This is a genomic window from Kitasatospora sp. NPDC058046, from assembly GCF_042885595.1.
Classification (GTDB): domain Bacteria; phylum Actinomycetota; class Actinomycetes; order Streptomycetales; family Streptomycetaceae; genus Kitasatospora.
Genome location: NZ_JBHVRS010000003.1, coordinates 326864 through 351045, shown reverse-complemented (window position 1 = coordinate 351045; position 24182 = coordinate 326864). Strand labels below are relative to the sequence as shown.

Sequence of the window (24182 nt, the reverse complement as noted above, 5' to 3'; positions counted from 1 at the left end):
CGCCCGGCGGGACCCCGCGCGGCGCGGCGAGGAAGGGAGATTCCGTGACCATCGACGACGCGACCGGTTCCGCGACCGGGTCCGCAACCGATTCCGCCGGCGACCCCGCCGGCGGCTCCGCGACCGGGCAGCTCACCCGCTTCCCCATCCTGAAGGAGCCCGCCTGCCCCTTCGACCCGCCCTCCGCCATGCGCGAGCTCGGCGCCGGCCCGGTCCGGGTCCGGCTCTGGGACGGCAGCACCCCCTGGCTGGTCACCGGCTACGACCTCGGGCGCAAGCTCCTGGTCGACCCCCGGGTCAGCGCCGACTCGACCAGGTCCGGCTACCCGCACTTCGACCTGGGCAGCCGCGAACGGCGCAAGGACGGCCGCTCCTTCGTCGCCCTCGACGACCCCGAGCACGCCCGCCAGCGCCGGATGGTCTCCCCGCCCTTCGCGATCCGCAACATCGACGCGCTCAAGGACGAGGTCGCCGACATCGTCAACGGGCTCATCGACGAGTTCCTCACCCGGCCCCGGCCCGCCGACCTGGTCGGCGGCCTCGCCTTCCCGACCTCCACCAAGGTGATCTGCCGGATGCTCGGAGTCCCGTACGCCGACCACGAGTTCTTCCAGGACGAGAGCACCCGGATGCTGCACCGGGACAGCTCGCCCGACATGGTGGTCGGCGCCCAGGAGGCGCTGCGCGGCTACCTGCGAGAGCTGATCGACCGCCAGCTGCGCGAACCCGCCGACGGCCTGATCTCCGAGGTGATCGAGACCCAGGTCCGCCCCGGCGCGCTCAGCCCCGAACAGCTGTCGTACATCTCCATGACGCTGCTGGTCGCCGGCCTGGAGACCACCGGGAACATGATCGCCCTCGGCACGCTGGCCCTGCTGCGCAACCCCGAGCAGCTGGCCGTGCTGCGGGAGACCGACGACCCGGGCGTGGTCAACCGCGCCGTCGACGAGCTGCTGCGCTACCTCAACATCTCGCACTCCGGCCGCCGCCGGGTCGCCCTGGAGGACATCACCGTCGGCGACGTCGTCATCCGGGCCGGCGAGGGCATCATCCTGACCAGCGAACTGGCCAACCGGGACCCGGACAACTTCCCCGACCCGGACCGCCTCGACATCACCCGGGACGCCGCGCACCACCTGGCGTTCGGCTTCGGCCCCCACCACTGTCTGGGGCGCCCGCTGGCCGTCCTCGAACTCCAGACCGTCTACGGCACGCTCTACCGGCGGATCCCGACGCTGCGCCTGGCCATCGACTTCGCCGACGTCCCGTTCAAGTACGACGGCGTGGCCTACGGCGTCCGCGAGCTCCCGGTCACCTGGTAGCGGCGGGAGGCCCCGATGAGCGACTCGTACGGGCCCGCGACGGCGGGCGGCGGCATCGTGGTGGTCGGGGCCGGGCTGGCCGGCCCGGTCGCCGCGCTCTACCTGGCCCGGCGCCACGGCCGGGTGACCGTCCTGGAACGGCACGCGGACCCCCGGCGGATCCCGGCCGGACAGGGCCGGTCGCTGATGGTGATCCTCTCCGAGCGGGGCCGGCGGGTGCTGCGGGAACTCGGCTTGGAAGCGGCGGTGCGGCGGATCTGCGCGCCGATCACCGGCCGGTGCGGGCACCTGCCGGACGGCAGCACCGCCGTCACCCCGTACAGCCGGGACGGCGCGGCGATCTGGGCGGTCGAGCGGCAGGCGCTGCACCGGCTGCTGCTGGACGCGGCCGAGGCCGAGCCGGGGGTCGACCTGCGCTTCGACCACCCGGTGCTGGCCGTCGACCCGGCGGCGCCCGCGCTGCTGGTCGGGGCGGGCGGCGCCGAGCGGTGGGTGCGGTGCCGGCACGTCATCGGCTGCGACGGCGTCCACTCGGCGGTGCGCGGCGCCCTCGTCGAGCGGGGCGCCCGGGCGCGGGTGAGCACCCTGGAACTGGCCTACCAGGAGATCGTCCTGGACCTGCCCGACTGCGACCGCGGGGTGATGCACTACTGGCCGGCCGGGGACGCGCTGTTCGGGGCCTTCCCGCAGGTGTCCAGCCGGCGCTTCGCGGGCTCGGTGTTCTTCCGCCGGGAGGGCCCGCGCCCGTCCTACCGGGCCGCGGTCGGCGGGCGGGCCCTGGCCGAGCAGTTCGCCGCCGTCTTCCCCCGGCTGGCGGCCGGAATCCCGGACCTGGAGGAGCAGTTGGGCGCCAAGCCGGTCTCCGCCGTCCGGCTCACCCGGTGCGACCGGTGGGTCCTGGGCGGCACGGCCGCGCTGGTCGGCGACTCCTGCCACGCGATGGCGCCGTTCATGGGCCAGGGCATGAACGCCGCCTTCGAGGACGTCCGCACCCTGGTCGCCTGCCTGGACCGGGAGCGGGACTGGGAACGGGCCTTCGCCGCGTACGAGCGGATCCGCAAGGGCGACGGCGACGCGATCGCGGACATCTCCTACCGGCACTACTGGACGATGTCCCGGCTGCCGGACCCCAGGCACGAGGCGGAGGAGGCCATCGCGCGCCGACTGGTCGACCTGATGCCGGAGCGGTTCCGGCCCCTGTACGAGCGCTGCGCGTTCAGCGAGGAGAGCTACTCCCTGGCGCTCACCGAGGAGCACCGGCTGCGCGAGCTTGCCCGGCGGATCCTCAGCCGGCACGGCGCCGGCGCCGCCGAGCTGCCCGACCCGCAGCTGCGGGCCTTCGCCGGGGCCGGCTGAGCCGCGCGGTCTGCTCGGCCCGCTCCGCCTGCTCGGCCCGCTCTGCCTGCTCGGTCCGCCCGATCTGCGCGATTCGCGTGAACTGTCGTGTCACCAGCCGGAACTGACGGGAGATCAACGATGATTCTGGTCGTTTTCAGGTCGCGCTTCTCGGAGCAGTACGACCACGAGTACGAGACCACGGAGGACTACCTCGCCAAGAAGGTGCGGGCGGTCTACGGGGACGACCTCGTCCAGGTCAAGAACTACGAGACCGAGGACGGCGAACGCCTCGCCCTGGTGTGGTGGCGCGACCCCGAGACGCTGGCGCGGTGGCGCGCCGACGTGGAGCACCACAACGCCCAGCAGCAGGGGAAGGAGAAGTGGTACGCCTTCTACGAGTTGACCGTCGCCGAGGTGATCCGGACCAGCTCGACCCTGGAGCCCGAGGCGTACCCGGCGCCCTGAGCCCGCTGTCCCGGCCCCGGCGGGCGCCGTCACAGGGCGGCGAGGACCGCGCGCGTCGCCTCCCGGGTGCTCAGCGTGCCGCCGAGGTCCGGGGTGGTCCGTCCGGCCGCGATCGATCCGGCGACAGCCGCCTCGGTCGCGGCCGCCTCCGTGTCGTGGCCGAGGTGGCGCAGCAGCAGCGCGGCGGTCAGCAGGCAGGCGAAGGGGTTGGCGACGCCCCGGCCCGCGATGTCCGGCGCCGAGCCGTGCACCGGCTCGAACATCCCGAAGCCGCTCTCCGGGTTGAGGCTCGCCGAGGGCGCCAGCCCGATCCCGCCCGCCAGCGCGGCCGCGAGGTCGCTGAGGATGTCGCCGTGCGAGTTGCTGGCCACGATGACGTCGAACCGCTCGGGCTCGGTGACCAGCTTCATCGCGGCGGCGTCGACGTACAGGTGCCGGGTGGCCGTGCCGGGGTGCCGCTCGGCGGCCCGCCGCCAGCACTCCTGCCACAGCCGGCCGCCGGCCCGCACCGCGTTGGCCTTGTCCACCAGGCAGACCTCCCGGCGGGCGGTGGCGAAGGCGAAGTCCAGGATCCGGGAGACGCCGTGCCGGGTGTTGACGTCCGCGTCGACGGCCACCTCGTGGTCGGAGGAGGCGCGGAGGTTCCCGCCGATGCCGCTGTAGAGCCCCTCGGTGTTCTCCCGGACGATCACGCAGTCCAGGGCGCGCCGGGCCGGGTCCCGCAGCGGGCTGAGCCGGTCGTGCCACAGGCGCACCGGCCGGTAGTTGGCGTACAGGTCGAAGGCGTAGCGCAGCTCCAGCAGGACCTCGCGCACGTACCCGGTGTGCTCCAGGTCCGGCCGCCCGATCGCGCCGAGCAGCACCGCGCCGCTCGCCGCCACCCGGGCCAGGTCCGCCTCGCCCAGTGCCACGCCCTCCCGGCGGTAGCGCTCCGCGCCCACGTGGTCCAGCACGTCGACGTCCAGTCCCAGGCCGAACGCCTCGACCAGCCCCAGCGCGGACTCGACCACCTCGGGGCCGATGCCGTCGCCCGGAATCACACTGATGGCAGCCACGGCCGACCCTTCCTCGCGGCGGACAGGACCAACTCCGCCCGGCCGGTGCGCAGTTCCGGCCGGGCCCAGGCCCAGGCTAGGCGCCGCAACCGCCCGTACCCCCGGTTCTGTCGCGCTTCATTCACCCGGCGGCCGCCGTCGGCGCGGGGAGCGGGGATTCCCGGCTCCGGGTGCCCGGGTACGGATCGGTACGATCCCTGTATGGGTGGTGCGCGGGAAGAGGCCTGGGACGCCGATGCGGCGGAGCGGGCGGTGGCGGTGCTGAAGGCGGTGGCCGACCCGTCGCGGTACCGGCTGCTGTGGGCGCTGAGCCGCCGGGAGCTGCCGGTGAGCGAGCTGGCCGAGCTGCTGGGGGCGCACGTCGCGGCGACCTCGCAGCACCTGGCGAAGCTCCGGGCGGCCGGGCTGGTGGTGGCACGGCGGGAGGGGACCCGGATCTTCTACCGGGCCACCGAGGTGCGCGGGCTGCTCACCGAGGCCGCGCTGATCGCCCACGACCTGCCCGACCGCCGCGACGGCGGCGACGACGGCGCCGCCCCGGCCGGCGCCACCGCGCCGCAGCCCTTCGCCCGCGCGGCCCGCGCGGTGCGCCGCCGCCCGGCGACGGGCTGAGCCCTCAGCGCTCCGGGGCGTCCAGCCGGTACTCCTGCCGGTCGGCGTCGTACGCGAAGAGCCCCGCGTAGCGGCCCCAGTCGGTCGCCGTCTCCAGCTGCCGGTCGGTCTGCTCGACGGTGTAGTGGCGGCCGAGCAGGTCGCGCAGGAAGCCGGTGCGGACGGTGGCGCCGGGACGGTCGCCGAGGCTGTTGGCGATCAGCTTGATCAGCGGGACCTCCAGGGCCGCGGCGGCGAAGAGGGCGCGGGAGTCCTGGGCGTCGGCCCCGGTGTAGGCGGCGCCGGCGTCGGTGAGCAGCAGGTCGTCGCCGTGGACCTCGGCGAAGCCGAGCAGGTCGAGGGCGTCGACCTGGGGGAGCAGGTCGTCGATGTCCAGGCCGAGCTCGTCGGCGAGGCCGGCCAGGTCGCAGCCGCCGCCCCGGTGGGCGATCGTCTCGGAGAGACCGGAGAGGCCGTCGACGCCGGCGGTGGGCAGCGGGGTGCTGGCGACGGTGCGGCGGTCGGGGTCGGGGCCCGGCTGGTCGGTGCGGCCGGGCGTCCGGGTGTCCTTGGGGCGGCCGGTCATGATCCGGTACACCCGGTCCACCCGCTCGTCGAAGGCGGCCGAGTCGCGGTCGCGCGGCCGTTCCAGGTCGACCTCGACGGTCTCCCGGATGGTCCCGTACGGGCGGGCGCCGAGGACCACGACGCGGTCGGCCATCAGCACCGCCTCCTCGATGTTGTGGGTGACCAGCACGACGGCCCGGGTCGGGAACTGGCCGGAGTCCCACAGCTCCATCAGCTCGCCGCGCAGGTTCTCGGCGGTGAGCACGTCGAGGGCCGAGAACGGCTCGTCCATCATCAGCACGTCCGGTTCGACGACCAGCGCCCGGGCGAAGCCGACCCGCTGGCGCATGCCGCCGGAGAGCTCCTTGGGGTAGGCGGACCCGAAGCCGGTGAGGCCGATCAGGTCGATGGCCTGGGCGGCGGCCCGGGCGCGCTCCCGGGGCGGCACCCCGCGGGCCTCCAGGCCGAGCTCGACGTTCTGCCGGACGGTCAGCCAGGGCAGCAGCGCGAAGGTCTGGAAGACCAGCGCGGTGCCGGGGTTGGCGCCGGTGAGCGGGGTGCCGCGGTAGCGGACGGTGCCGGAGCTGGGTGGGATCAGGCCGGCCAGGCAGCGCAGCAGGGTGGACTTGCCGGAGCCCGAGCGGCCGAGCACGGCGACGATCTCGCCGGCCCGCACGGTCAGGTCGATGCCGGAGAGCACCGGCAGTTCGCCGGCGGCCCCGGCGTAGGCCTTGGTCAGGCCGACGGTCTCCAGCAGGACCTCGTCGTCCGGGCGCGGGGCGTCCCCGTGCGGGACGTCCCCGCGCGGGACGGGCGCGGGCTCGACGGGCGCGGGCTCGGCGGGGCGGCGGCGGAAGGGGAAGCGCATCGGCGGACTCCGGACTACAGCGAGTAGCGGCGCTCGGCCAGCCGGTACAGCCGGCGCCAGAGCAGACGGTTGAGGACGACGACGTACAGGCTCATCACCGCGACCCCGGCGAGCAGGCGCGGGTGGTCGCCGTGCTCGGCGGCCCGGGCGATGTACGCGCCGAGGCCGGTCGCGGTGAGCGTGGTGGAGCCGAAGGTGACCACCTCGGCGACGATGGAGGCGTTCCAGGCGCCGCCGGAGGCGGTGATCCCGCCGGTGACGTACGCCGGGAAGATCCCGGGGATGATCAGCCGCCGCCAGCGCTGCCGGCCGCGCACGCCGAGGTCGTCCATCGCCTCGCGCAGGTCGGCGGGGACGGCCATGGCCCCGGCGATGGCGTTGAACAGGATGTACCACTGGGAGCCGAGGGCCATCAGCAGGATGCCGCCGAGGTCGATCGACACCCCGGTGCGCAGCAGCAGCCAGACCACCAGCGGGAAGACGAAGTTGGCCGGGAAGCCGGCCAGCACCTGGACGACGGGCTGGGCGATCCTGGTCAGCCGGGGCGAGAAGCCGATCCGCACGCCGATCGGCACCCAGACCACGGTGGCCACCGCGACCAGCACGACCACCCGGGCGAGGGTGGCGAGCCCGAGCAGCAGCGGCTCGCCGAAGACGCCGAGGCCGGTGCGGTCGGCGAGGTAGCGGCCGAGGTCGACGAGGCCCCAGAGCACGATGCCGCCCGAGACGAGGCCGAAGGCCACGTCCCCGGCCCGCCGCCGGCCGGGGTGGACGGCCGGCGGGCGCTCGGCGGTGCCGAACACCCGCCCGGCCCGGTTCAGGGCCCGGCCGACGGGCCGCAGCACCCGGCCGAGCGCGGCGGGCAGGCGGGAGCGGCGCAGCAGGTCCAGCACGACCGAGCGCTGCACCTCGGTGGCCTCGGACTGCTCGTTCTTGAACCGTTCGGCCCAGGCGGTGAGCGGCCGCCAGAACAGGAAGTTGACGCCGACCACCAGCACCACCATGGTGGCGATCGCCCAGCCGACCCGGCCGAGGTCCCCGGCGGCGATGGCCGCGCCCGCGTACGAGCCGACCCCGGGCAGCGCGTACCGCTGGCCGTCCACGGTGATCGCCTCGGAGGCGACCAGGAAGAACCAGCCGCCGCCGAAGCCGAGCATGCCGTTCCAGACCAGGCCGATCATGCCCGAGGGCAGTTCGACCTTCCAGAACCGCGTCCACCGGCTGAACCCGAACGAGCGGGACAGCTCGTCGAGTTCGGGCGGCAGCGAGACCAGCGCCTGGTAGAAGGCGAAGGTCATGTTCCAGGCCTGGGAGGTGAAGATGGCGAACACGGCGGCGCATTCCAGGCCGAGCATCGAGCCGGGGAAGAGCGCGAGGAAGCCGGAGACGGCGACGCTCAGGAAGGCGAGCACCGGCACCGACTGGAGGATGTCCAGTGCCGGGATCAGCACCCGCTCCAGCCGGCGGCTGCGGGCGGCGGCGTAGGCGTAGCCGAAGGTGAAGACGACCGAGACGGCGAGCGCGGTGAACATCCGCAGCAGCGAGCGCAGGGCGTCGTACGGCAGCCGGGCCGGATCGGTGTCGACGGCCGCGTCCCGGGCGGTGGAGAACCGGAGGGTGCCGCCCTGGCCGAGGCGCAGCCCCAGGTAGAGCAGCACCAGCACGGCGGCCGCGACGACCAGGTCCACCCACACCCGACCGCCGAGGCGGCTCGCCGTCCGGGCGGGCAGCGAGCCCCGGGACAGGGCCGGGACGGACTTCGGCAGGGTCATGGCGGTACCTCCGGCGCAAACCCGGGCAGTCTGCTCCCTCGGTACGTCCGTACGCAAACCCGTCCCGCGTTTCGAGGACCGCTGCCCGGGCCCCGCCGGTCGCTACCGGGTGGGAGCGGCCCCGGTGTGCCGCCGGGCCGCGGTGACCAGCAGCCGGGCGGTGCGGACGGGCAGGTCCAGGTGCCGGGCGATCCACTGGGGGTCGTGCCCGTGGGTGGCGAACACCCAGGCGGTGTAGAGCCGGCTCAGGCCGGGCGCGCCGGGGGCGAGCAGCAGCGGGCGGACCTGCTCCATCGGGAAGCCGTCCAGCGAGCGGGCGCTGAACCACTGGGCGTCGTCGCGGAACGGCCGGGCCCCCGCCGCCGCGCCCGCCCGCCGCCGGCTGGTGGCCAGCAGCAGGGCGAGCAGCAGCCCGGCGGTCGAGGCGCCGATGAGCGTGCCGGACAGGAAGAGCCGCAGGGGGTGGGGCGCGAGGGCGACGGCGAGGCCCTCGGCGGTGATCAGCAGTAGGACGCCGCACAGCGCGGTCCCTCTGCCGGTCCTGGGGAACAGGGCGGTTCGGGTCATCGCGGGGGTCCTCCTTCGGACGGTCGTCGGGTCCTTCGGTGGTGGGGTCGGGCGGTCAGGTCAGGTCAGGTCAGGTCAGGTCAGGTCCGGCCGGGTCAGGTCCGGCCGGCGGCGTCAGGCGGTCCGGGCCAGCCGGGGGTCGTACTTGTAGCCGATCTGCCGGACGGTGGCGATCGCCTCCCGGTGCCCGGGGCCGAGCTTGCGCCGGATCCGGGCGATGTGGGTGGCGACGGTGCGGGAGTCGCCGCTGTCCGGGCGCCCCCAGACGTTCTCCATCAGCTGGCGCCGGGAGTGCACCCGCAGCGGGTTGCCGACCAGGTGGGCGAGCAGCTCGAACTCCAGGTACGGCATGGTGACGGGGCGGCCCTCGACGGTGACGGTGCGCTGCTCGGTGTCCACCACCAGGCCGGGCGCGGGAGCCGGCCGCGGGGCCGGGCGCCGGGCGGGCGCGGGGTGGTCCGAGAAGAGGGCGTCGAGCCTGGGGTAGCGCAGGGCCATGGCGGAGGGGCTCCTTCGGGGTCTGGGCGGCCGGGGCGACCGGGGTGGACGGGACGGGCGGCGCGGACGGGGCGGGGGTGCGGGCGGAGCGGGAGCGCCGCTCCGCCCGCTCAGCGGCCGGGGTGCCAGGTGGCCTCCAGCCGGGCCGTCCCGTCCGGCGCCGGGACGGTCCGCCAGCGGGCCCGCAGCCCGCCGGTGCCCGCGGCCGCCGGGCCGCCGCCCCCGCCCGCCGGGCCGGCGGCCGGAGCCGGGGCGGCCCGGAGGACGCTGTTGTCGAGGGGGCTCGCCGCCAGGCGTCGGCCGACGGCGGCGAGGGTGGAGCGCAGTCGGCCCCGGTCGGTGGACGGACGGGTGGGCCGGAAGACGGCGACGATGGTCATGGCAGGTCACCTCCGTGACAGGACAACGGGCAGGGCGTGCGCGGAGCCGGTCGGCTCAGTGGTTCAGCGCGGTCTGGACGATCTTGACGACGACCATCGCCATCGCGATCAGCAGGTAGGCGCGCAGGGCGCCCATGCCGACCTTGCGGGCGGTGGACAGCACCGGCTTGTCGAGGGTCTCCAGCGGGGGCATCCGCCAGTTCTCCCGGCCGGTGCGGTCGACCGGGTCCTCCTTGGTGCCGCGGCGCCCGAAGGTGAAGAAGTACCCGGCGACGAGCACACCGGCGACGCCGCAGCCGGCCATGATCCACAGGATCGCGTCGGAGCTGATGTCCGGCCAGACCACGGCGGCGGTGAGGATCAGCGAGAGCATCACCAGGACGCCGACCACCGCCGAGGTGAAGGCGTTGGTCCTCGGCCCGTTCGTCCAGGGCCCCAGTACGGCGCGGTCGTTGCAGAGCAGCAGCAGGAAGACGGTCGCGGAGGGCAGCAGCACCCCGGCCAGCACCTGGACGAACTGGGTCATCAGGCCCTGGGTGTAGTCGGTGGAGAGCAGCGTGATCGCCGCCGCCGCGACCACCAGGCCCGCGTAGATCCCGTAGAAGCCCTTGGCGCCCTTCACCCCGCGGTGCAGCGAGTGCTTGATGCCGAAGACGTCGCCGATCGCGTACGCGGTGGACAGCGACACCGCGAAGGCGCCGATGATCGAGGCGTCCAGCAGGGCTATCGCGAACAGCACGCCGGCCAGGTGCCCGGCCTTGTCCTCGATGCCCCGGGCGACGGCGGCCGCGTCGGAGAACTGGCCGAAGCCGTCGGTGCCCGCGAAGGCGGCGGCGGTGAGGCCCATCATGGCGGCGGCGCCGACGATGACGATCACGATGCCGATCCAGAGGTCGGCCTTCTCGTACTTCATGAAGCGCGGGGTGATCCGCTTGTCGATGACGTACGACTGCTGGAAGAACAGCTGCCAGGGCGCCACGGTGGTGCCGACGATGGAGACGATCACCAGCATCACGGCCGCGAGCTGACCGGACCCGCCCGGCATGCTCGGGACGACGAAGTCGTGCGCCATCTGCGAGGTCTTCGGGTGCACCATGAAGTAGATCGGCACCAGCAGCAGCGAGCCCAGGCAGAGCGCCACGGCGACCCGCTCGAAGCGCCGGAACGAGCCGGTGAAGGCCGAGGCGATGATGATCCCGGCCGCCAGCACCACCGAAGCGGCCTTCGGCAGGCCGAGGTACCCGGCCGCGAGCGTGACCCCGATGAACTCGGTGACCAGGGTCAGCGCGTTCAGCAGGAAGAGGTCGATCACGCTGAACGCGCCCCAGAACTTGCCGAAGCGCTCCAGGATCAGCCGGGCGTGCCCGACCCCGGTGACGGCGCCGAGCCGCAGCACCATCTCCTGGTTGACGTAGAGCACCGGGACCAGCATCAGCAGGGTCCACAGCAGCTGGGTGCCGTAGTTCTGCCCGGCCTGCCCGTAGGTGGAGAAGGCGCCGGCGTCGTTGTCGCCGACCATCACGATCAGGCCGGGCCCGATGATCGCGAGCAGGGTCTTCAGCCGCGCCGACAGGCCGTGGCGGGGCGTGGTGTCGTCGAGCCGGATGGTGCCGAGGGCACCCTTGATGTCGCCGAGGTGAGCGTCGTCCAGGACGGCCGAACGCGGCTCGGGGACAGTGGAGTTGAGTGTGGCGTGGGTGGTCATGGTGGTTTCCTCCCTGGGCCCCGGACAGGCGGGGCGGTTCGGAGGCAGGCGGCAGCGCTCCCTGCAAGCGGACACGGCGCATCGGCGCGCGGCTGCGCGGCCCGTACGGAGGTGTGCGGGCACGGCGGAGCCGCGTGCGGACGTGGCGTGGACGTCGTGGCTGACGGATCGTCAGGACGTGGTGCAGGGAAGGTTGTTACCGCATGCCGGAGGTGTACGAGGGCAAGCGGGGGTAGGGGCAACTGTGGCCCGGACTACTGCAATCCATGTCTCTCGCCTCCTCCCGGCCGGCGCACCCCGTGGTGCGTGTCATCGACGCGGCAAGGAGTTCACCGGCCCGCGCAACGCGACCGCCGGTTCACCCCAACTCGTCAGAGCTTAGTCCCGTCCGGAGGTGATACTTGCGCACTTGGTTAAACCTTTACCTTTGGCGTTCTGGGCGTTCTGGGCGTTCCGGGCGTTCCGGGTGCTCCGGGCGTTCCGGTCGCTCCGAGGCGCTCGTCCCGGTCCTCCGCTTCAGGACTTCTCGACCGTCACCTTCAGGTGCTTCATGATCGGCTGGTCGCTCTGGGTGCTGTAGTCGCCGATCGCGCACAGCACGTTCAGCTCCGGCATGTACCCGGCCGCGCAGCCGCGCGGGATGTCGTACGGGACGGCCAGGTAGCCGTGCACCGAGCGGGTGCTGCCGTCCCGGGCGGTGCTGGTGACGTCCACCCGGTCGAACTCGGCCAACCCGCGCTCGCGCATGTCGTCCCGGTTCATGAACACCAGGGTGCGCAGGTTCTTCACGCCCCGGTAGCGGTCGTCGTCCGAGTAGATGGTGGTGTTCCACTGGTCGTGCGAGCGCATCGTGCCCAGCGCCAGGGTGCCCGCCCCGGGGACGACGTCGGGCAGCGGGGCGGCGGAGAACTCGGCCCTGCCGGAGGGGGTGTCGAAGACCAGCTCGCGGGCCGGCTGCTTGATCCGGAAGCCCAGCGGCAGCCGCACCCGGCGGTTGAAGTCCTCGAAGCCGTCCAGGACCCGGGCCATGGTGTCGCGGATGCGGTCGTAGTCCTCGATGTACCACTCCCACGGGGTGGTGCTGTCCGGCAGCGCCGCGCGGGCCATCCCGGCGACGATCGCGGGCTCGGAGAGCAGGTGCGGCGAGGCCGGGCGCTTCATGCCGACCGACAGGTGCACCATGCTCATCGAGTCCTCGACCGAGGTGGACTGCACCCCGGCGCGCTGGTGGTCCTTCTCGGTCCGGCCCAGACAGGGCAGGATCAGCGCGGCCCGCCCGTGCACCAGGTGGCTGCGGTTCAGCTTGGTGCTCACCTGGACGGTCAGCTCGCAGGACTCCAGGGCCTGCCGGGTGTACGGGGTGTCCGGCGCGGCGAGCGCGAAGTTGCCGCCCATGCCGACGAACACCGTGACGTCGCCGCGCCGCATCGCCTCGATCGTGCCGACGGTGTCCAGCCCGTGCTCGCGCGGCGGCTCGATCCCGCACACCTCGGCGAGCCGGTCCAGGAACCCGGCGGCGGGCCGGTGGTCGATGCCGCAGGTGCGGTTGCCCTGGACGTTGCTGTGCCCGCGCACCGGGGAGGGGCCCGCCCCCTCGCGGCCCAGGTTGCCGCGCAGCAGCAGGAGGTTGACGATCTCCCGGACGGTGTCCACGCCGTGCTCGTGCTGGGTCACGCCCAGGCACCAGCTGAAGATCGAGCGGTCGGCCTCCCGGTAGACCCGGGCCGCCCCGAGGATGTCGGCCCGCTCCAGCCCGCTCTGGCGCTCGATCTCCTCCCAGGGCGTGGCCAGGCAGATGTCGCGGTAGGCCTCGAAGCCGGTGGTGTGGCGGTCGATGAACAGCCGGTCCAGCGCCCGGTCGTCGGCCGCGGACTGCTCCAGGACCGCCTTCGCCATGCCGCGCAGCAGCGCCATGTCGCCGCCGATCCGCGGCTGGAGGTTCAGGGTGCTGGTGCGGGTGGCCCGGTTCAGCGCCATGTCGGTGAAGTCGTGCGGGATGATCGTCCGGGTCGCCGCCGCCTCGACCAGCGGGTTGATGTGGACGACCTGCGCGCCGCGCTTGTACGCCTCGGCGAGCGAGGTGAGCATCCGGGGCGCGTTGGAGGCCGCGTTGACGCCCAGGATGAACAGCGCGTCGGTGACCTCCCAGTCCTTGAGGTCGACCGTCCCCTTCCCGGTGCCGAGCGAGGCCTGCAGCGCCCGGCCGCTGGCCTCGTGGCACATGTTGGAGCAGTCGGGCAGGTTGTTGGTGCCCAGTTCGCGGGCCAGCAGCTGGTAGAGGAAGGTCGCCTCGTTGCCGAGCCGGCCGGAGGTGTAGAACGCCGCCCGGTTCGGGTCGTCCAGTCCGCGCAGGGTGCGGCCGACCAGGGCGAACGCGTCCTTCCAGCCGATCGGGACGTAGTGGTCGGTGTCCGGGTCGTAGACCATCGGCTCGGTGAGCCGGCCCTGGTCCTCCAGCGCGAAGTCGCTCCACCCGGACAGCTCGGTCACCGAGTGGGCGGCGAAGAACTCCCGGCCGACCCGCTTGCGGGTCATCTCCCAGGTGACGTGCTTGATGCCGTTCTCGCAGATGTCCAGGTGCAGGCCCTTGGTGTCGTCGGGCCAGGCGCAGCCGGGGCAGTCGAAGCCGCCGTTCTCGTGGTTCATCCGCATCACCGCCCGCGGCCCGTCCAGGTACGCGCCCTCGCGGGCCAGGAAGCGGGTGACGCTCTTGGCGGCGCCCCAGCCGGCGGCCGGGTGGTGGTACGGCGCGACGTGGGGCGGCCCGGCGGGGGAGGGGCCGACGTCCTCCCGCGGCTCCCGCGGGGGCTCCTGCGGCTGCTTCCGCGGGGGAGTGGTGGCGGCGTCGTCGGAGGTGGTCACGGTACTCGCCTTCCGTCGCACGGGTCGGACAACCGGGGCTGGGTCGAGGCTATGCCGGGCGGTCGGGGCGCGCGCGTCGAGCGGCCGCGGGTGCCGGGCGCGTGCGGCAGGACCGTACGCCCGACCCGTGCGCCCGGTGGTCAGGCGCCGCCCGGCAGGCTGCCGAGGACGGCGGCCACCTCGGTGCGCCGGGCGACCTCCAGCAGCGCGCGGGCCATCACCGAGCCGGGCTCCCGGGCGGCGGTCACCAGCCCGATCGGCGCGCTGTGCACCGGCTCCGCCAGCGGGACGGCCCGCATCCCGTGCGGTACGCCGAACACGTGCAGCCAGGCGTACGGCACGATGCTCGCCCAGTGGCCGGTTCGGACGTGGGCGAAGAGCGAGGCCACCGAGTCGGTCTCGACCCGGGGCGTGGCCTCGAGGCCGAGGCCCGCGAACACCTCGTCCAGCACCCGGCGGCCCTGCATGCCCGGGTGCAGCAGGCACAGCGGCAGCCGGGCGGCCTCCTCCCAGGTCGCCCGGGGGTGCCGGGCCAGCTCGTCGGCCGGGCCGGTCAGCAGGACGTACCGCTCCTCGTAGAGCGGGAGCGCGCGCAGGTCGTCGGTGCCCGGTCCGGGCAGGTAGGTGATGCCCGCGTCGATCTCGAAGTTCCGCACCTGGCGCAGGAGTTCGTCGGATCGCAGGTCGGTGGACAGCTCCACGGCGGCCAGCGGGTGGGCGGCGCAGAACGGTCCGGTGAGCAGCGGGACGGCGCCCGAGGCGGTCGGCACCGAGCCGATCCGCAGCCGTCCGGCCAGGCCGGTGCGCAGCGCGTCCACCTCGTCCCGCAGGGCGTCCCGGTCGGCCAGGATGCGCTGCGCCCACAGCACGATCCGCTCGCCCTCGGGCGTCAGGCCCTCGTAGCTGCGCCCGCGCCGCACCAGCAGCACCTTCAGCTCGTCCTCCAGCTTGCGCAGGGCCTCGGAGAGCGCGGGCTGGGAGACGTGGCAGGCCTGGGCGGCGCGGGCGAAGTGGCGCTCGCGGGCGAGCGCGACGAGGTACTCCAGCTGGCGGAAGAGCATCTACCGGCCTTCCTCCCGGACGGCGGCCTCGGCGTCGGTTCGGACGTCCGGGCCGACGTCGATCCGGTCCGCGCGGGTGTAGACGTTCATCGACTCGCCGCGCAGGAAGCCGACCAGGGTCAGCCCGGTCTCCTCCGCGAGGTCCACGGCCAGCGAGGACGGCGCGGAGACCGCCGCGAGCAGCGGGACGCCCGCCATCACGGCCTTCTGCACCAGTTCGAAGGAGGCCCGGCCGCTGACCATCAGCACCGTGCCGCGGGCCGGCAGCAGCCCCTCGCGCAGGGCGTGGCCGACCACCTTGTCCACGGCGTTGTGCCGGCCCACGTCCTCGCGCAGGCAGAGCAGCCGCCCGTCGGCGTCGAACAGCCCGGCCGCGTGCAGGCCGCCGGTGCTGTCGAAGACCTTCTGGGCGGCGCGCAGCCGGTCCGGCAGCGCGGAGAGCAGCGCGGGGGTGACGCGCAGCCCGTCCTCGGCGACGCTCCACGGCGCGGTGGTGCGCACCGCGTCCAGGCTGGCCTTGCCGCACAGGCCGCAGGAGGAGGTGGTGTAGAAGTTGCGCTCCAGCGAGGCGTCGGGGGCGGGCACACCGGGGGCCAGCTGGACGTCCACCACGTTGTAGGTGTTGCCGCCGTCGGCGGTCGCGCCGGCGCAGTAGCGGATGCCGGCCACCTGCCCGGCGGCGTGCACCACGCCCTCGCTGACCAGGAAGCCGGCCGCCAGGTCGAAGTCGCTGCCCGGGGTGCGCATGGTCACCGTCAGCGGGCGCCCGCCGACCCGGATCTCCATCGGCTCCTCGGCGGCCAGGGTGTCGGGACGGTACGAGGGCGCGCCCTGGCGCAGGCGCAGCACTCTGCGGGGTACGGTCACTCGGCCCATGGCGGTCGGCTCCTCGGTGGTGTGCTGGCGACGGACTGTACGGATGCATCCTCGCGCGTCGGCGGCTCAGGGTGCTCCCCGGCCGGCAGGTGGCGGCGGCTGTGGGCGGCGGTGACCGCCAGGCAGAGCAGGCCGACGGCCGCCATGCCCGCCAGCAGCGCCGGGTAGGAGGCGTGGCCGGCGGTGCCGGCGAGCAGCAGCGGGGTGAGGAAGCCGCTGGAGGTGGTGCTCTGGTAGAGCGAGGCGGAGGTCGGGCCGGAGGCGCGCGGGTCGGGGGCGTGCCGGGTGAGCCGCTCCACCTCGTGCAGCCCCGCGCCGAGCGTCAGCCCGTACCCGGTGCCGAGGACCACGGCGGCGGCCACCACCAGGCCCACCGAGTCGCGGGCGGCGGCGACGGCGCCGAGCAGCAGCCCGGCGATCACGGTGGCCATCGCGGTGAGGGTGGCCCGGGCGCTGTCCGCGTCGTCCAGCCGGGCGGCGAAGGGCTGGGCGACCACGCCGGTGGCCAGGGTCAGCGCCGCGACCAGGCCGCTGAACAGCGGGGCGTAGCCGGGCACCCGGTCGGCGACCAGCGGCGGCAGCACCACGTACGCCACGGTGGCGGCGCCGAGCACGGCCGGGCTGGCGGGCAGCACGACGTAGCGGAACCGGGGGTGGCGGACGGCCGCCGTGCGGTGCGGGGGCGTGCCGCGGCCAGGGGCGCTCTCCGGCCCGCCCGCCGCCCTGGTCCCTGCCCTGACCCCTGCCCTGGCCTCCGGCTTCGTCTCCGGGAGCCGGCGGGTGCCCCGCAGCACCAGCAGGCAGCCCAGCGCGTGGGCGAGGGCGGGCAGCACCGTCGGGCCGGGCAGCCACTCGGCGAGCACCCCGGAGGCCAGCGCGCCCGCCGCGAAGCCCGTACCGGTGGCGTACATCGCCCGGCGGGCCGCCCGCTCGGGCGGGACGGCGGGCCCGGAGAGCTCGCGCAGCCAGGCCGTCCCGGCCAGGAAGACCAGCCCGGCCGCGAAGCCGGTGGCCAGCCGGGCGGCGTACACGGACGGCTCGTCCGGCAGCGCCAGCACGACACTGGCGGCGGCGGACAGTCCCAGCGCGCCGCGCACCGTCCGCCGCCGGCCGTACCGGTCGGCGGCGGGCCCGCCCAGCAGCAGCCCGGGCACCAGGCCGACCAGGTAGACCGAGAACATCGCGGACAGCGAGAGCGCCGACCAGTCGGTGCGCGCCCGGTACACGGTGGCCAGCGCGGTGAACTGGTTGGCGCCCCAGGCGGCGACGGCGACGGCGGCGGCCGCCGGGAGCCAGCGGGCGGTGCGGGACGGGGGCATGCGCGCGCTCTGCTCGGTTTCTCTCGGGTGCTTTCCGGGGGCGTGAATTCGCTGGGAATTCGCGGTTCCCCGATTCCCGTCCAGTGTCCGGCAGGCCATCGCGGCACGTCAAAGAGGCAACGCGACTGAACCGATAAGCCCCGCCTATCAACAGCCCCGCGGATATCCGCCGATATCCCGGCCCGTTTCCCCCGGAATTCCGACCGGAATTCGACCGTGCCGCGCCGTGCCGCGCCGTGCCGCGCTGTGCCGTGCCGCCCAGCGCCGCCTCAGCCCGACTGCGGGCCCGCGTCGGCGCCCACCGACAGCACCACCGCGCTGGCCGCGCCTGCCGGGGTGTCGTAGTTCACCGTCTCCCCGGCGTGCCGCCCGAGCAGCGCCTTCCCGAGCGGGCTGTCGAAGGTCACCAGGGTGAGGTCCCGCTCCTCCGCGATCTCCGAGATCTCGACGGTCTCCTCCGTGCCGTCGTCGAACCGCACGTTCACCGTCGACCCCACCCCGACCACCCGCGCGGACGGCTCCCCGGCCACCTCGGCCTCCCGCAGCCGCGCCTCCAGCTCGACGATCCGCCGGTCCAGCCGCGCCACCTCCGACGCCCGCTGCAACTCGTCCGCCGCGTCCGCCCGGTCCCCCACCGGATCCACCCCGCGCAGCGTCGCGGCCACCTCCCCCCGCTCCACCCGCAGCTGCGCCAATTCCTCCCGCACCGCACGCAGACCCTCGGCACTGATCGGTTCCGGCCCACCGCTCATCCCAAGCTCCCGGGGCTGCTCGTCACACACTCGAACACCGGCCGTCTCCCATTACCCCACCACCCGCACCCCCGGGCAACTTCCGGGCCGGTCGACCACCCGGAGCGGGCCCCGCGGGGCCGTGGGTCAGCGGGTGAGCAGCCGGGCCGGGACGATCGGTTCGAGGAAGACGCTCGGTGTGCCGTGCCAGGACACGCTGAGGGCTTCGCGGGCGCGGGTGCACGCCACGAAGAGCAGGCTCAGCTCGCCGGTGAGGTCCTCCTGGTGCTGCAGCGGGTCGGTGTCCGCCGGGGTGATCGCGCTGCGCAGGGGCACCGTGCCGTCGCTGACGCCGACCACGGCGACGCAGCGGTACTCCAGGCCCTTCATCCGGTGCATGGTGCCGACCCGTATGCCGGGGGACGGCGCGTCGCCGAGCACGTGGGTCGGGATCCCGGCCTGCCCCAGGGCGTGGGCGGCCTCGCGGCCGAGCCGTCCGGTCCGTACGGCGACGCCGATGTCCTCCGGGCTCACGCCCGAGGCGGTCCACTCCTCGACGCGGGCGACGAGGGCCCGGAACTCCTCGGCCCGGTCGGGGTGGCCGGACACGTCGGGGTGGGCGCCGTGCAGGGTCGAGTGGTAGCCGGCCAGCGAGTCCTCCCCGCCGTCCATGTCGTCCGGGCGTTCGCCGGTGAGCAGGGACGCGGACCAGGTGAGGATCTCCTGTGTCGTCCGGTAGTTGATCCGGAGTCGGAAGGAGCGGCCGACCACCTGGATGCCGAGCGAGCGCAGCGAGACCTTGTTCCCGTAGATCCGCTGGTGCGGATCGCCGGAGAGGAACAGGTCGTCCGGGCCGGTGGCCACGAGCGCGCGCAGGAACCGCCATTGGACGGGGTGCAGGTCCTGCGCCTCGTCGATCACCACGTGCCGGAACGGGCGGTCGCCCTGGTCGTCGAGCATCCGCGCGGCCCGCGCGCAGACCTGGAGGTACGTCAACTCCCCGGCCTTGCGCAGCTCCTCCTCGAACGCGGCCACCGCGTGCCACAGTTCGGTCCGCTCCGGCGTTCCGAGGGCCTTGCCCCGTCCGGTCCGCGGGGCCTTCAGGTACTGCTCCCGGCTCCCGATCGACTGGGCCAGTACGACCTGTCGCCACTCCTGGTCGAGGAACAGGTCGGTGAACCCGACGCCGAGCCGGCGGGCGACCCGTCCCCAGCGGGCCAGGATCGGGTGCTGCTGGAAGAGGACCTTCGACGGGGCGCCGCCGGGGGAGCGCCGCAGGACCTCGGCGGCCAGCGCGTCGACGGTGACCACCCGGACCTTCGCCCGGATCCGTCCGTCCGTCACGAGCAGGGCGAGGCAGCGCTCCAGCTCCGCGGCGAGGTCCTCGGAGGAGGTGGTCAGCAGAATCGATCCGTCAGGCGCCTCCGCCGGCAACCGGCGGGCCAGGTGGTAGGCCCGGTGCAGGGCCACCACCGTCTTCCCGGTGCCGGGGCCGCCGGTCACCCGGGCCGGCCCGCTGTACGACTCCCGGTAGGCGACCCGGTACTGGGCCGGGTGCAGGAAGATCCGCCAGGCGTCGAAGGGGCGTTCCAGGATCTCCAGCAGTTCGTCGGGCCCGGACACCAGGGCGACCCGGCCGCGCGCGCGGGCCATCGCCGAGACCAGCCCGTCGGCGGGCTGGTCGACGCTCGTGGGCGCGGCCGCCCGGGCGTACGCCCGGACGATCTCACGATCGATCTCGGCCGGCTCCATCCCGCTCGCGAGGCCGACCAGGACGTCGAACTGCTGCTCCGGCAGCACGCGGTGGAGCGCCTCCAGATGGGCCTCGTCGGGGAGCAGCCGGATGATCGGCAGGATCTCCTCGTCGACGCCCAGGCTGCGCAGGACCTTGTCGGAGCGGTCGGCGAAGAGCCTGCGGGGTTCGTCGGCGGCCAGCGCCTTCAGCGACCGGGAGGCCCGTTCCAGCGCGACGTCGTTGCGGATCTCGACGCCCTGGGTGGCGGCGTTGACGGAGGCCCGGTGCTTGACCGCCCAGTCGTTGGCCTTGTCGTGCGGAAGGACCTTCAGCAGGAGGTAGCCGTCGCCCCGGTCGGCCTTGAGGACGACCCCGCGCCAGAAGTCGGTGATCCGGATGGTCCGGATCCGGGGGTCCCGCTGGTTGGTGAGCTTCTCCAGGTGCACGCCGGTGTGGGTGGCCTCGGTGAACTTCTCGAAGGTCTCGAAGACCCGCCGCTGCACCGGCTTCTCCAGCGCCGCGAACTCCATCAGGAAGTCCCGGTGCATGCCCAGCGTCGCCACCCCGGCCCCCTCGTGCCCGTGCCCGTCCGCCCGGGCCGTGCGTTTCACTGTACTGGCCCGGATGATCACTCACGCCGGGCCGCCCGACGGGTGGTCGGATCGAGGGTGGCGGTGATCACCTTCGGGGGTGGGGGTGGGGGGAAAGCGCAGGTCGGGGGCTCGGGTGGGGAGGGTGGGGGAGGGACCGGCGGTCGGGGCGCGGGCGGGCGAAGCTACCATGTGGGCAACACCCTCAGCTCGAAAGATGGACTTGTGACTGTCAACGACGACGTGTTCACGGACTGGAAGAACCGCGAGGAGATCGCGGAGTCGATGATCCCGATCATCGGGCGGCTGCACCGGGAGCGGGACGTCACCGTTCTGCTCCACAGCCGGTCCCTGGTGAACAAGTCGGTGGTCAGCATCCTCAAGACGCACCGCTTCGCTCGGCAGATAGCCGGCGAGGAGCTCTCGGTCACCGAGACGATGCCGTTCCTTGAGGCCCTGACCGCCCTGGACCTCGGCCCCTCGCAGATCGACCTCGGCATGCTCGCCGCGACGTACAAGGCGGACGACCGCGGCCTGTCGGTGGCGGAGTTCACCGCCCAGGCCGTCGTCGGCGCCACCGGTGAGAACAAGCTGGAGCGCCGGTCCGGGCAGGACGTCGTGCTGTACGGGTTCGGCCGCATCGGCCGGCTGGTCGCCCGGCTGCTGGTCGAGAAGGCCTCGGGCAACGGCCTGCGGCTGAAGGCGATCGTCGTGCGCAACAGCGGCGGCGACGACCTGGTCAAGCGCGCCTCGCTGCTGCGCCGTGACTCCATCCACGGCCAGTTCCAGGGCACGATCACCGTCGACGAGGCGAACAACAAGATCATCGCCAACGGCAACGAGATCACGGTGATCTACTCCGACGACCCGACCACGGTCGACTACACGGAGTACGGGATCAAGGACGCGATCCTGATCGACAACACCGGCCGCTGGCGCGACCGCGAGGGCCTGTCGAAGCACCTGCGCCCCGGTATCGCCAAGGTCGTGCTGACCGCGCCGGGCAAGGGCGACGTCCCGAACATCGTGCACGGCGTGAACCACGACACGATCAAGCCGGACGAGCAGATCCTGTCCTGCGCCTCGTGCACCACCAACGCCATCGTCCCGCCGCTGAAGGCGATGGAGGACGAGTACGGCGTGGTCCGCGGCCACGTGGAGACCGTCCACTCGTTCACCAACGACCAGAACCTGCTGGACAACTACCACAAGGCCGACCGCCGCGGCCGCTCGGCGCCGCTGAACATGGTGATCACCGAGACCGGTGCCGCCTCGGCCGTCGCCAAGGCCCTGCCGGACCTCCAGGCGAAGATCACCGGCAGCTCGATCCGCGTCCCGGTGCCGGACGTCTCCATCGCGATCCTCAACCTCCAGCTGAAGCGGGAGACCAACCGCGAGGACGTCCTGGAGTACCTGCGGAACGTCTCGCTGACCTCGCCGCTGAAGCGCCAGATCGACTTCACCGACTCGCCCGACGCTGTCTCCAGCGACTTCATCGGCTCGCGCCACGCCTCGATCGTGGACGCCGGCGCGACCAAGGTCGAGGGCGACAACGCGATCCTCTACCTGTGGTACGACAACGAGTTCGGCTACTCGTGCCAGGTGATCCGGGTCGTCCAGTACATCTCGGGCGTCGAGTACCCGACCTACCCGGTTCCGGCGGTCTGATCCACCGGTAGGGCAGGACGACCACCGGTAGGGCAGGACGACGGAGCAGTACGGCGGGGCGGTGACCGACAGGTCGCCGCCCCGTCGGCGTTCGCGGGCGGGGCGGTCGCTATCTTGAGGGATCACTGACAGGACTGGGGAGGGTGATCGGGATGGGTGGTCGGCGGGTGCTCGCCGCGGTGGCGGCGGCCGGGGTGCTGACGGGCGTGCTGACGGGGTGCTCCTCCGGGGGGTCTTCGAAGGGCGCGGGCGGGGCGGCCGCGGGCTCGCCCGCGGCTTCGGCCGCGTCGAGTCCGGCCGCGACGGGAGCGGCGGGGGCGTCAGAGGGTACGGCGGGGGCGTCCGCGTCCGCGCCGGCGGCCGCCGACACCCCCGGGGCGGCTTCGGCGCCGGCCTCCGCACCGGCCCCGGCCGCTGCCGAGGCCCCGCACGCGGACCTGGAGGCGGCGCTGCTGGACGACAAGGTGGTCGGCCAGGTGCTGCCGGACGCGAAGGCGATGACCGGGTGGGAGGAGGAGAAGCGGAAGGTCGACACCGCCGACCACCAGGTCACCTGTGCCGGTGCCGCCGCGGCCTCCTGCGCCGGCAAGCCGCTGAGCGGGTCGGTCCGGTTCTCCTCGGGCGACGTGGTCGTCCGCTTCCTGGTGGACACCCTGCCCAGCCGGGACGCGGCGGCGCAGCGGCTGAAGGAGAACTACGCCTCGTACTCCGCCGGGCCGTTCAAGAAGGTCGACACCCCGGCGCTGGGCAGCGAGAGCCAGGCCTTCCAGGGGCCGCTGGCCGAGGGCGAGGGCGTCGGCATCGTGGTGCGCTCGGGCACCGTGGTGGCGAGCGTCACCAGCGAGGGCGGTCCGGTGGACGTGCCCGCGACGCGGAGGTTCGCGGTGATGCTGGTGAACCGGATCGAGCAGGCGCAGGCCGGGAAGACGCCGGACGCCGGGCTCGGCGCGGCCTGACGGAACCCCCTCGCCGGGCGGGCAGGGCGCTGGGCTGGGCAAACGGATGTCAGTCGACCGTGATATGTACTTTTCCCGTGGCCGCTGTGCGGTCGTGCGAAAGATACCGATGACGTTCGAGGGGGCCAGACATGCCGCTGTTCCGACGCCGCTCCGGCGGGGAGGGCGCGGAGGACCGGGCCGAGCGGCGCGGGTTCGGGTTCGGCCGCCGGGGAGCCGGAGCACCCGCGCCGGCCGGCGGCGGCGAGCCGCGGCTCGACCCGGCGTACGGGGACGAGTCGCTGCGCCTGATGCTCCGGCAGGCCTCCGCCGGGGACTGGGCCGCGCTGCGCCCCGCGCTGGCCGCCGCCCAGGGCGAGGAGCTGACCTTCCTCGTCGGGGCGATATCCGACGTGCCCCGGGTCGAGCAGTGGACGTCCCGCGCGCTGGCCGACGCCTCGGACGACACGCTGCTGCTGTTGCTGTCCGGCGCCCGGCAGATCGCCTGGGGCTGGGAGGCCCGGACGGGCGCCCGGGCCAAGGACGTCACCGAGGAGCGCTGGAAGGCGTTCCACGAGCGGCTGGACACCGCCGAGGAGCAGCTGCTGGAGGTCGCCGAGCGCGAGCCGTCCTGGCACGCCCCCTGGCGGTTCCTGCAGACCAGCGCCCTCGGGGCCTCGCTCGGCCCGGAGGTCGCCACCTGCCGCTTCGAGGCCGCGGTGCGCCGGGCGCCCGGGAGCTCCGCCTCGCACTGGGTCAGGCTTCAGCAGCTGAGCGCCAAGTGGGGCGGTTCGCACGAGGAGATGCACGCGTTCGCCCGCTCGACGATGCTCGCCGCCCCGGAGGGCAGCCACCTCGGCGAGCTGGTCGCGGTCGCGCACCTGGAGCACTGGCTGGCCCTCCCGGACGGCGAGGACCGCGCCTACCTGGCCAGTCCGGCCGTGGTGGCCGGGCTGCAGGAGGCGGCCTTCCGGTCCGTCCTGCACCCGGCCTTCGAGCCGGCGCGCGGCTGGCAGGGCTCCTTCAACACCTTCGCGATGGCCTTCTCCCTCGCCGACCAGCCCAAGACCGCGCGCCTGCTGTTCGAGGCGCTGGACGGCCTCGTGACCAAGGCGCCCTGGCACTACCTGTCGGGCGATCCGGTCAAGGCCTTCCGCGCCCACCGCGACCGCTGCACCTCGTACTGGCGCTGACGCGCACCCGGCGCCGAGTCGTACGGGCGCCCGCCGCCGACCCGCATCCCACCACCGTCATCCACCCCGCGATCGAAAGAGCCT

General features: G+C 73.9%; 20 protein-coding genes. 7 read left to right on the top strand and 13 right to left on the bottom strand.

Going from position 1 to position 24182, the window contains the following annotated elements:
• Positions 1-146 precede the first annotated feature (146 nt).
• The 3 genes from ACFVU7_RS09340 to ACFVU7_RS09330 all read left to right on the top strand — a co-directional run bounded on the left by ACFVU7_RS09340 (position 147) and on the right by ACFVU7_RS09330 (position 3125).
• A complete protein-coding gene (locus tag ACFVU7_RS09340; RefSeq protein WP_049656281.1) occupies positions 147-1322 on the top strand; it encodes a cytochrome P450 in 1176 nt (391 codons plus the stop codon).
• A 15-nt stretch (positions 1323-1337) separates the two neighbouring features.
• Positions 1338-2678: an NAD(P)/FAD-dependent oxidoreductase gene (locus ACFVU7_RS09335; protein WP_049656276.1), complete on the top strand. Its 1341-nt coding sequence runs from the start codon at positions 1338-1340 to the stop codon at positions 2676-2678.
• Between the two features lie 120 nt (positions 2679-2798).
• Complete coding sequence (locus tag ACFVU7_RS09330; RefSeq protein WP_049656274.1) at positions 2799-3125, top strand: antibiotic biosynthesis monooxygenase; 327 nt, start codon at positions 2799-2801, stop codon at positions 3123-3125.
• 29 nt (positions 3126-3154) lie between these two features.
• On the opposite strand, the gene ACFVU7_RS09325 is transcribed toward ACFVU7_RS09330, so the two are convergent.
• On the bottom strand, positions 3155-4180 hold the full coding sequence (locus ACFVU7_RS09325) for an isocitrate/isopropylmalate dehydrogenase family protein (protein ID WP_388044791.1): 1026 nt from the start codon (positions 4178-4180) through the stop codon (positions 3155-3157).
• Between the two features lie 201 nt (positions 4181-4381).
• Between ACFVU7_RS09325 and ACFVU7_RS09320 the strand changes: the two genes are divergently transcribed.
• Positions 4382-4792, top strand: coding sequence for a metalloregulator ArsR/SmtB family transcription factor (locus tag ACFVU7_RS09320; RefSeq protein ID WP_049656270.1), 411 nt, complete (start codon positions 4382-4384; stop codon positions 4790-4792).
• A 4-nt stretch (positions 4793-4796) separates the two neighbouring features.
• Here the strand turns inward: ACFVU7_RS09320 and ACFVU7_RS09315 are convergent, their stop codons facing one another.
• From ACFVU7_RS09315 to ACFVU7_RS09260, 12 genes are all read right to left on the bottom strand, one after another.
• On the bottom strand, positions 4797-6206 hold the full coding sequence (locus ACFVU7_RS09315) for a nitrate/sulfonate/bicarbonate ABC transporter ATP-binding protein (protein WP_388044790.1): 1410 nt from the start codon (positions 6204-6206) through the stop codon (positions 4797-4799).
• Positions 6207-6220: 14 nt separating this feature from the next.
• Positions 6221-7978 carry an ABC transporter permease gene (locus tag ACFVU7_RS09310; RefSeq protein ID WP_388044789.1) on the bottom strand — a complete coding sequence of 586 codons (1758 nt, stop codon included), beginning with the start codon at positions 7976-7978 and terminating at the stop codon, positions 6221-6223.
• A gap of 102 nt (positions 7979-8080) precedes the next feature.
• Entirely contained in the window at positions 8081-8545 is a 465-nt protein-coding gene (locus ACFVU7_RS09305) for a hypothetical protein (protein WP_388044788.1), read from the bottom strand.
• Between the two features lie 114 nt (positions 8546-8659).
• Positions 8660-9043, bottom strand: coding sequence for a winged helix-turn-helix domain-containing protein (locus tag ACFVU7_RS09300; protein ID WP_049656267.1), 384 nt, complete (start codon positions 9041-9043; stop codon positions 8660-8662).
• A 110-nt stretch (positions 9044-9153) separates the two neighbouring features.
• The gene (locus ACFVU7_RS09295) at positions 9154-9423 is read right to left on the bottom strand and encodes a hypothetical protein (protein ID WP_117490555.1); all 270 of its coding nucleotides are present in this window, start codon (positions 9421-9423) and stop codon (positions 9154-9156) included.
• Between the two features lie 55 nt (positions 9424-9478).
• Positions 9479-11128 carry an NRAMP family divalent metal transporter gene (locus tag ACFVU7_RS09290; RefSeq protein ID WP_074004085.1) on the bottom strand — a complete coding sequence of 550 codons (1650 nt, stop codon included), beginning with the start codon at positions 11126-11128 and terminating at the stop codon, positions 9479-9481.
• A gap of 516 nt (positions 11129-11644) precedes the next feature.
• A complete protein-coding gene (locus tag ACFVU7_RS09285; RefSeq protein WP_388044787.1) occupies positions 11645-13990 on the bottom strand; it encodes an FdhF/YdeP family oxidoreductase in 2346 nt (781 codons plus the stop codon).
• Between the two features lie 140 nt (positions 13991-14130).
• On the bottom strand, positions 14131-15051 hold the full coding sequence (locus ACFVU7_RS09280) for a LysR family transcriptional regulator (RefSeq protein ID WP_375874545.1): 921 nt from the start codon (positions 15049-15051) through the stop codon (positions 14131-14133).
• Entirely contained in the window at positions 15052-15927 is an 876-nt protein-coding gene (fdhD, locus tag ACFVU7_RS09275; RefSeq protein WP_049657281.1) for a formate dehydrogenase accessory sulfurtransferase FdhD, read from the bottom strand.
• Entirely contained in the window at positions 15915-17246 is a 1332-nt protein-coding gene (locus ACFVU7_RS09270) for an MFS transporter (protein ID WP_388044786.1), read from the bottom strand. Before ACFVU7_RS09270 ends, fdhD begins: the two co-directional genes overlap by 13 nt.
• A 269-nt stretch (positions 17247-17515) precedes the next feature.
• On the bottom strand, positions 17516-17998 hold the full coding sequence (locus ACFVU7_RS09265) for a GreA/GreB family elongation factor (RefSeq protein ID WP_074004089.1): 483 nt from the start codon (positions 17996-17998) through the stop codon (positions 17516-17518).
• 126 nt (positions 17999-18124) lie between these two features.
• On the bottom strand, positions 18125-20260 hold the full coding sequence (locus ACFVU7_RS09260; RefSeq protein ID WP_388044846.1) for a UvrD-helicase domain-containing protein: 2136 nt from the start codon (positions 20258-20260) through the stop codon (positions 18125-18127).
• Between the two features lie 267 nt (positions 20261-20527).
• Here ACFVU7_RS09260 and ACFVU7_RS09255 point away from each other — a divergent pair, with 267 nt between their 5' ends.
• The 3 genes from ACFVU7_RS09255 (at position 20528) to ACFVU7_RS09245 (ending at position 24098) form a co-directional block, all read left to right on the top strand.
• Positions 20528-21970, top strand: a complete 1443-nt coding sequence (locus ACFVU7_RS09255) for a glyceraldehyde-3-phosphate dehydrogenase (protein ID WP_049660894.1) — start codon at positions 20528-20530, stop codon at positions 21968-21970.
• Between the two features lie 152 nt (positions 21971-22122).
• Entirely contained in the window at positions 22123-22926 is an 804-nt protein-coding gene (locus ACFVU7_RS09250; protein WP_388044785.1) for a hypothetical protein, read from the top strand.
• Between the two features lie 131 nt (positions 22927-23057).
• Complete coding sequence (locus tag ACFVU7_RS09245) at positions 23058-24098, top strand: hypothetical protein (protein WP_388044784.1); 1041 nt, start codon at positions 23058-23060, stop codon at positions 24096-24098.
• Positions 24099-24182: the final 84 nt, after the last annotated feature.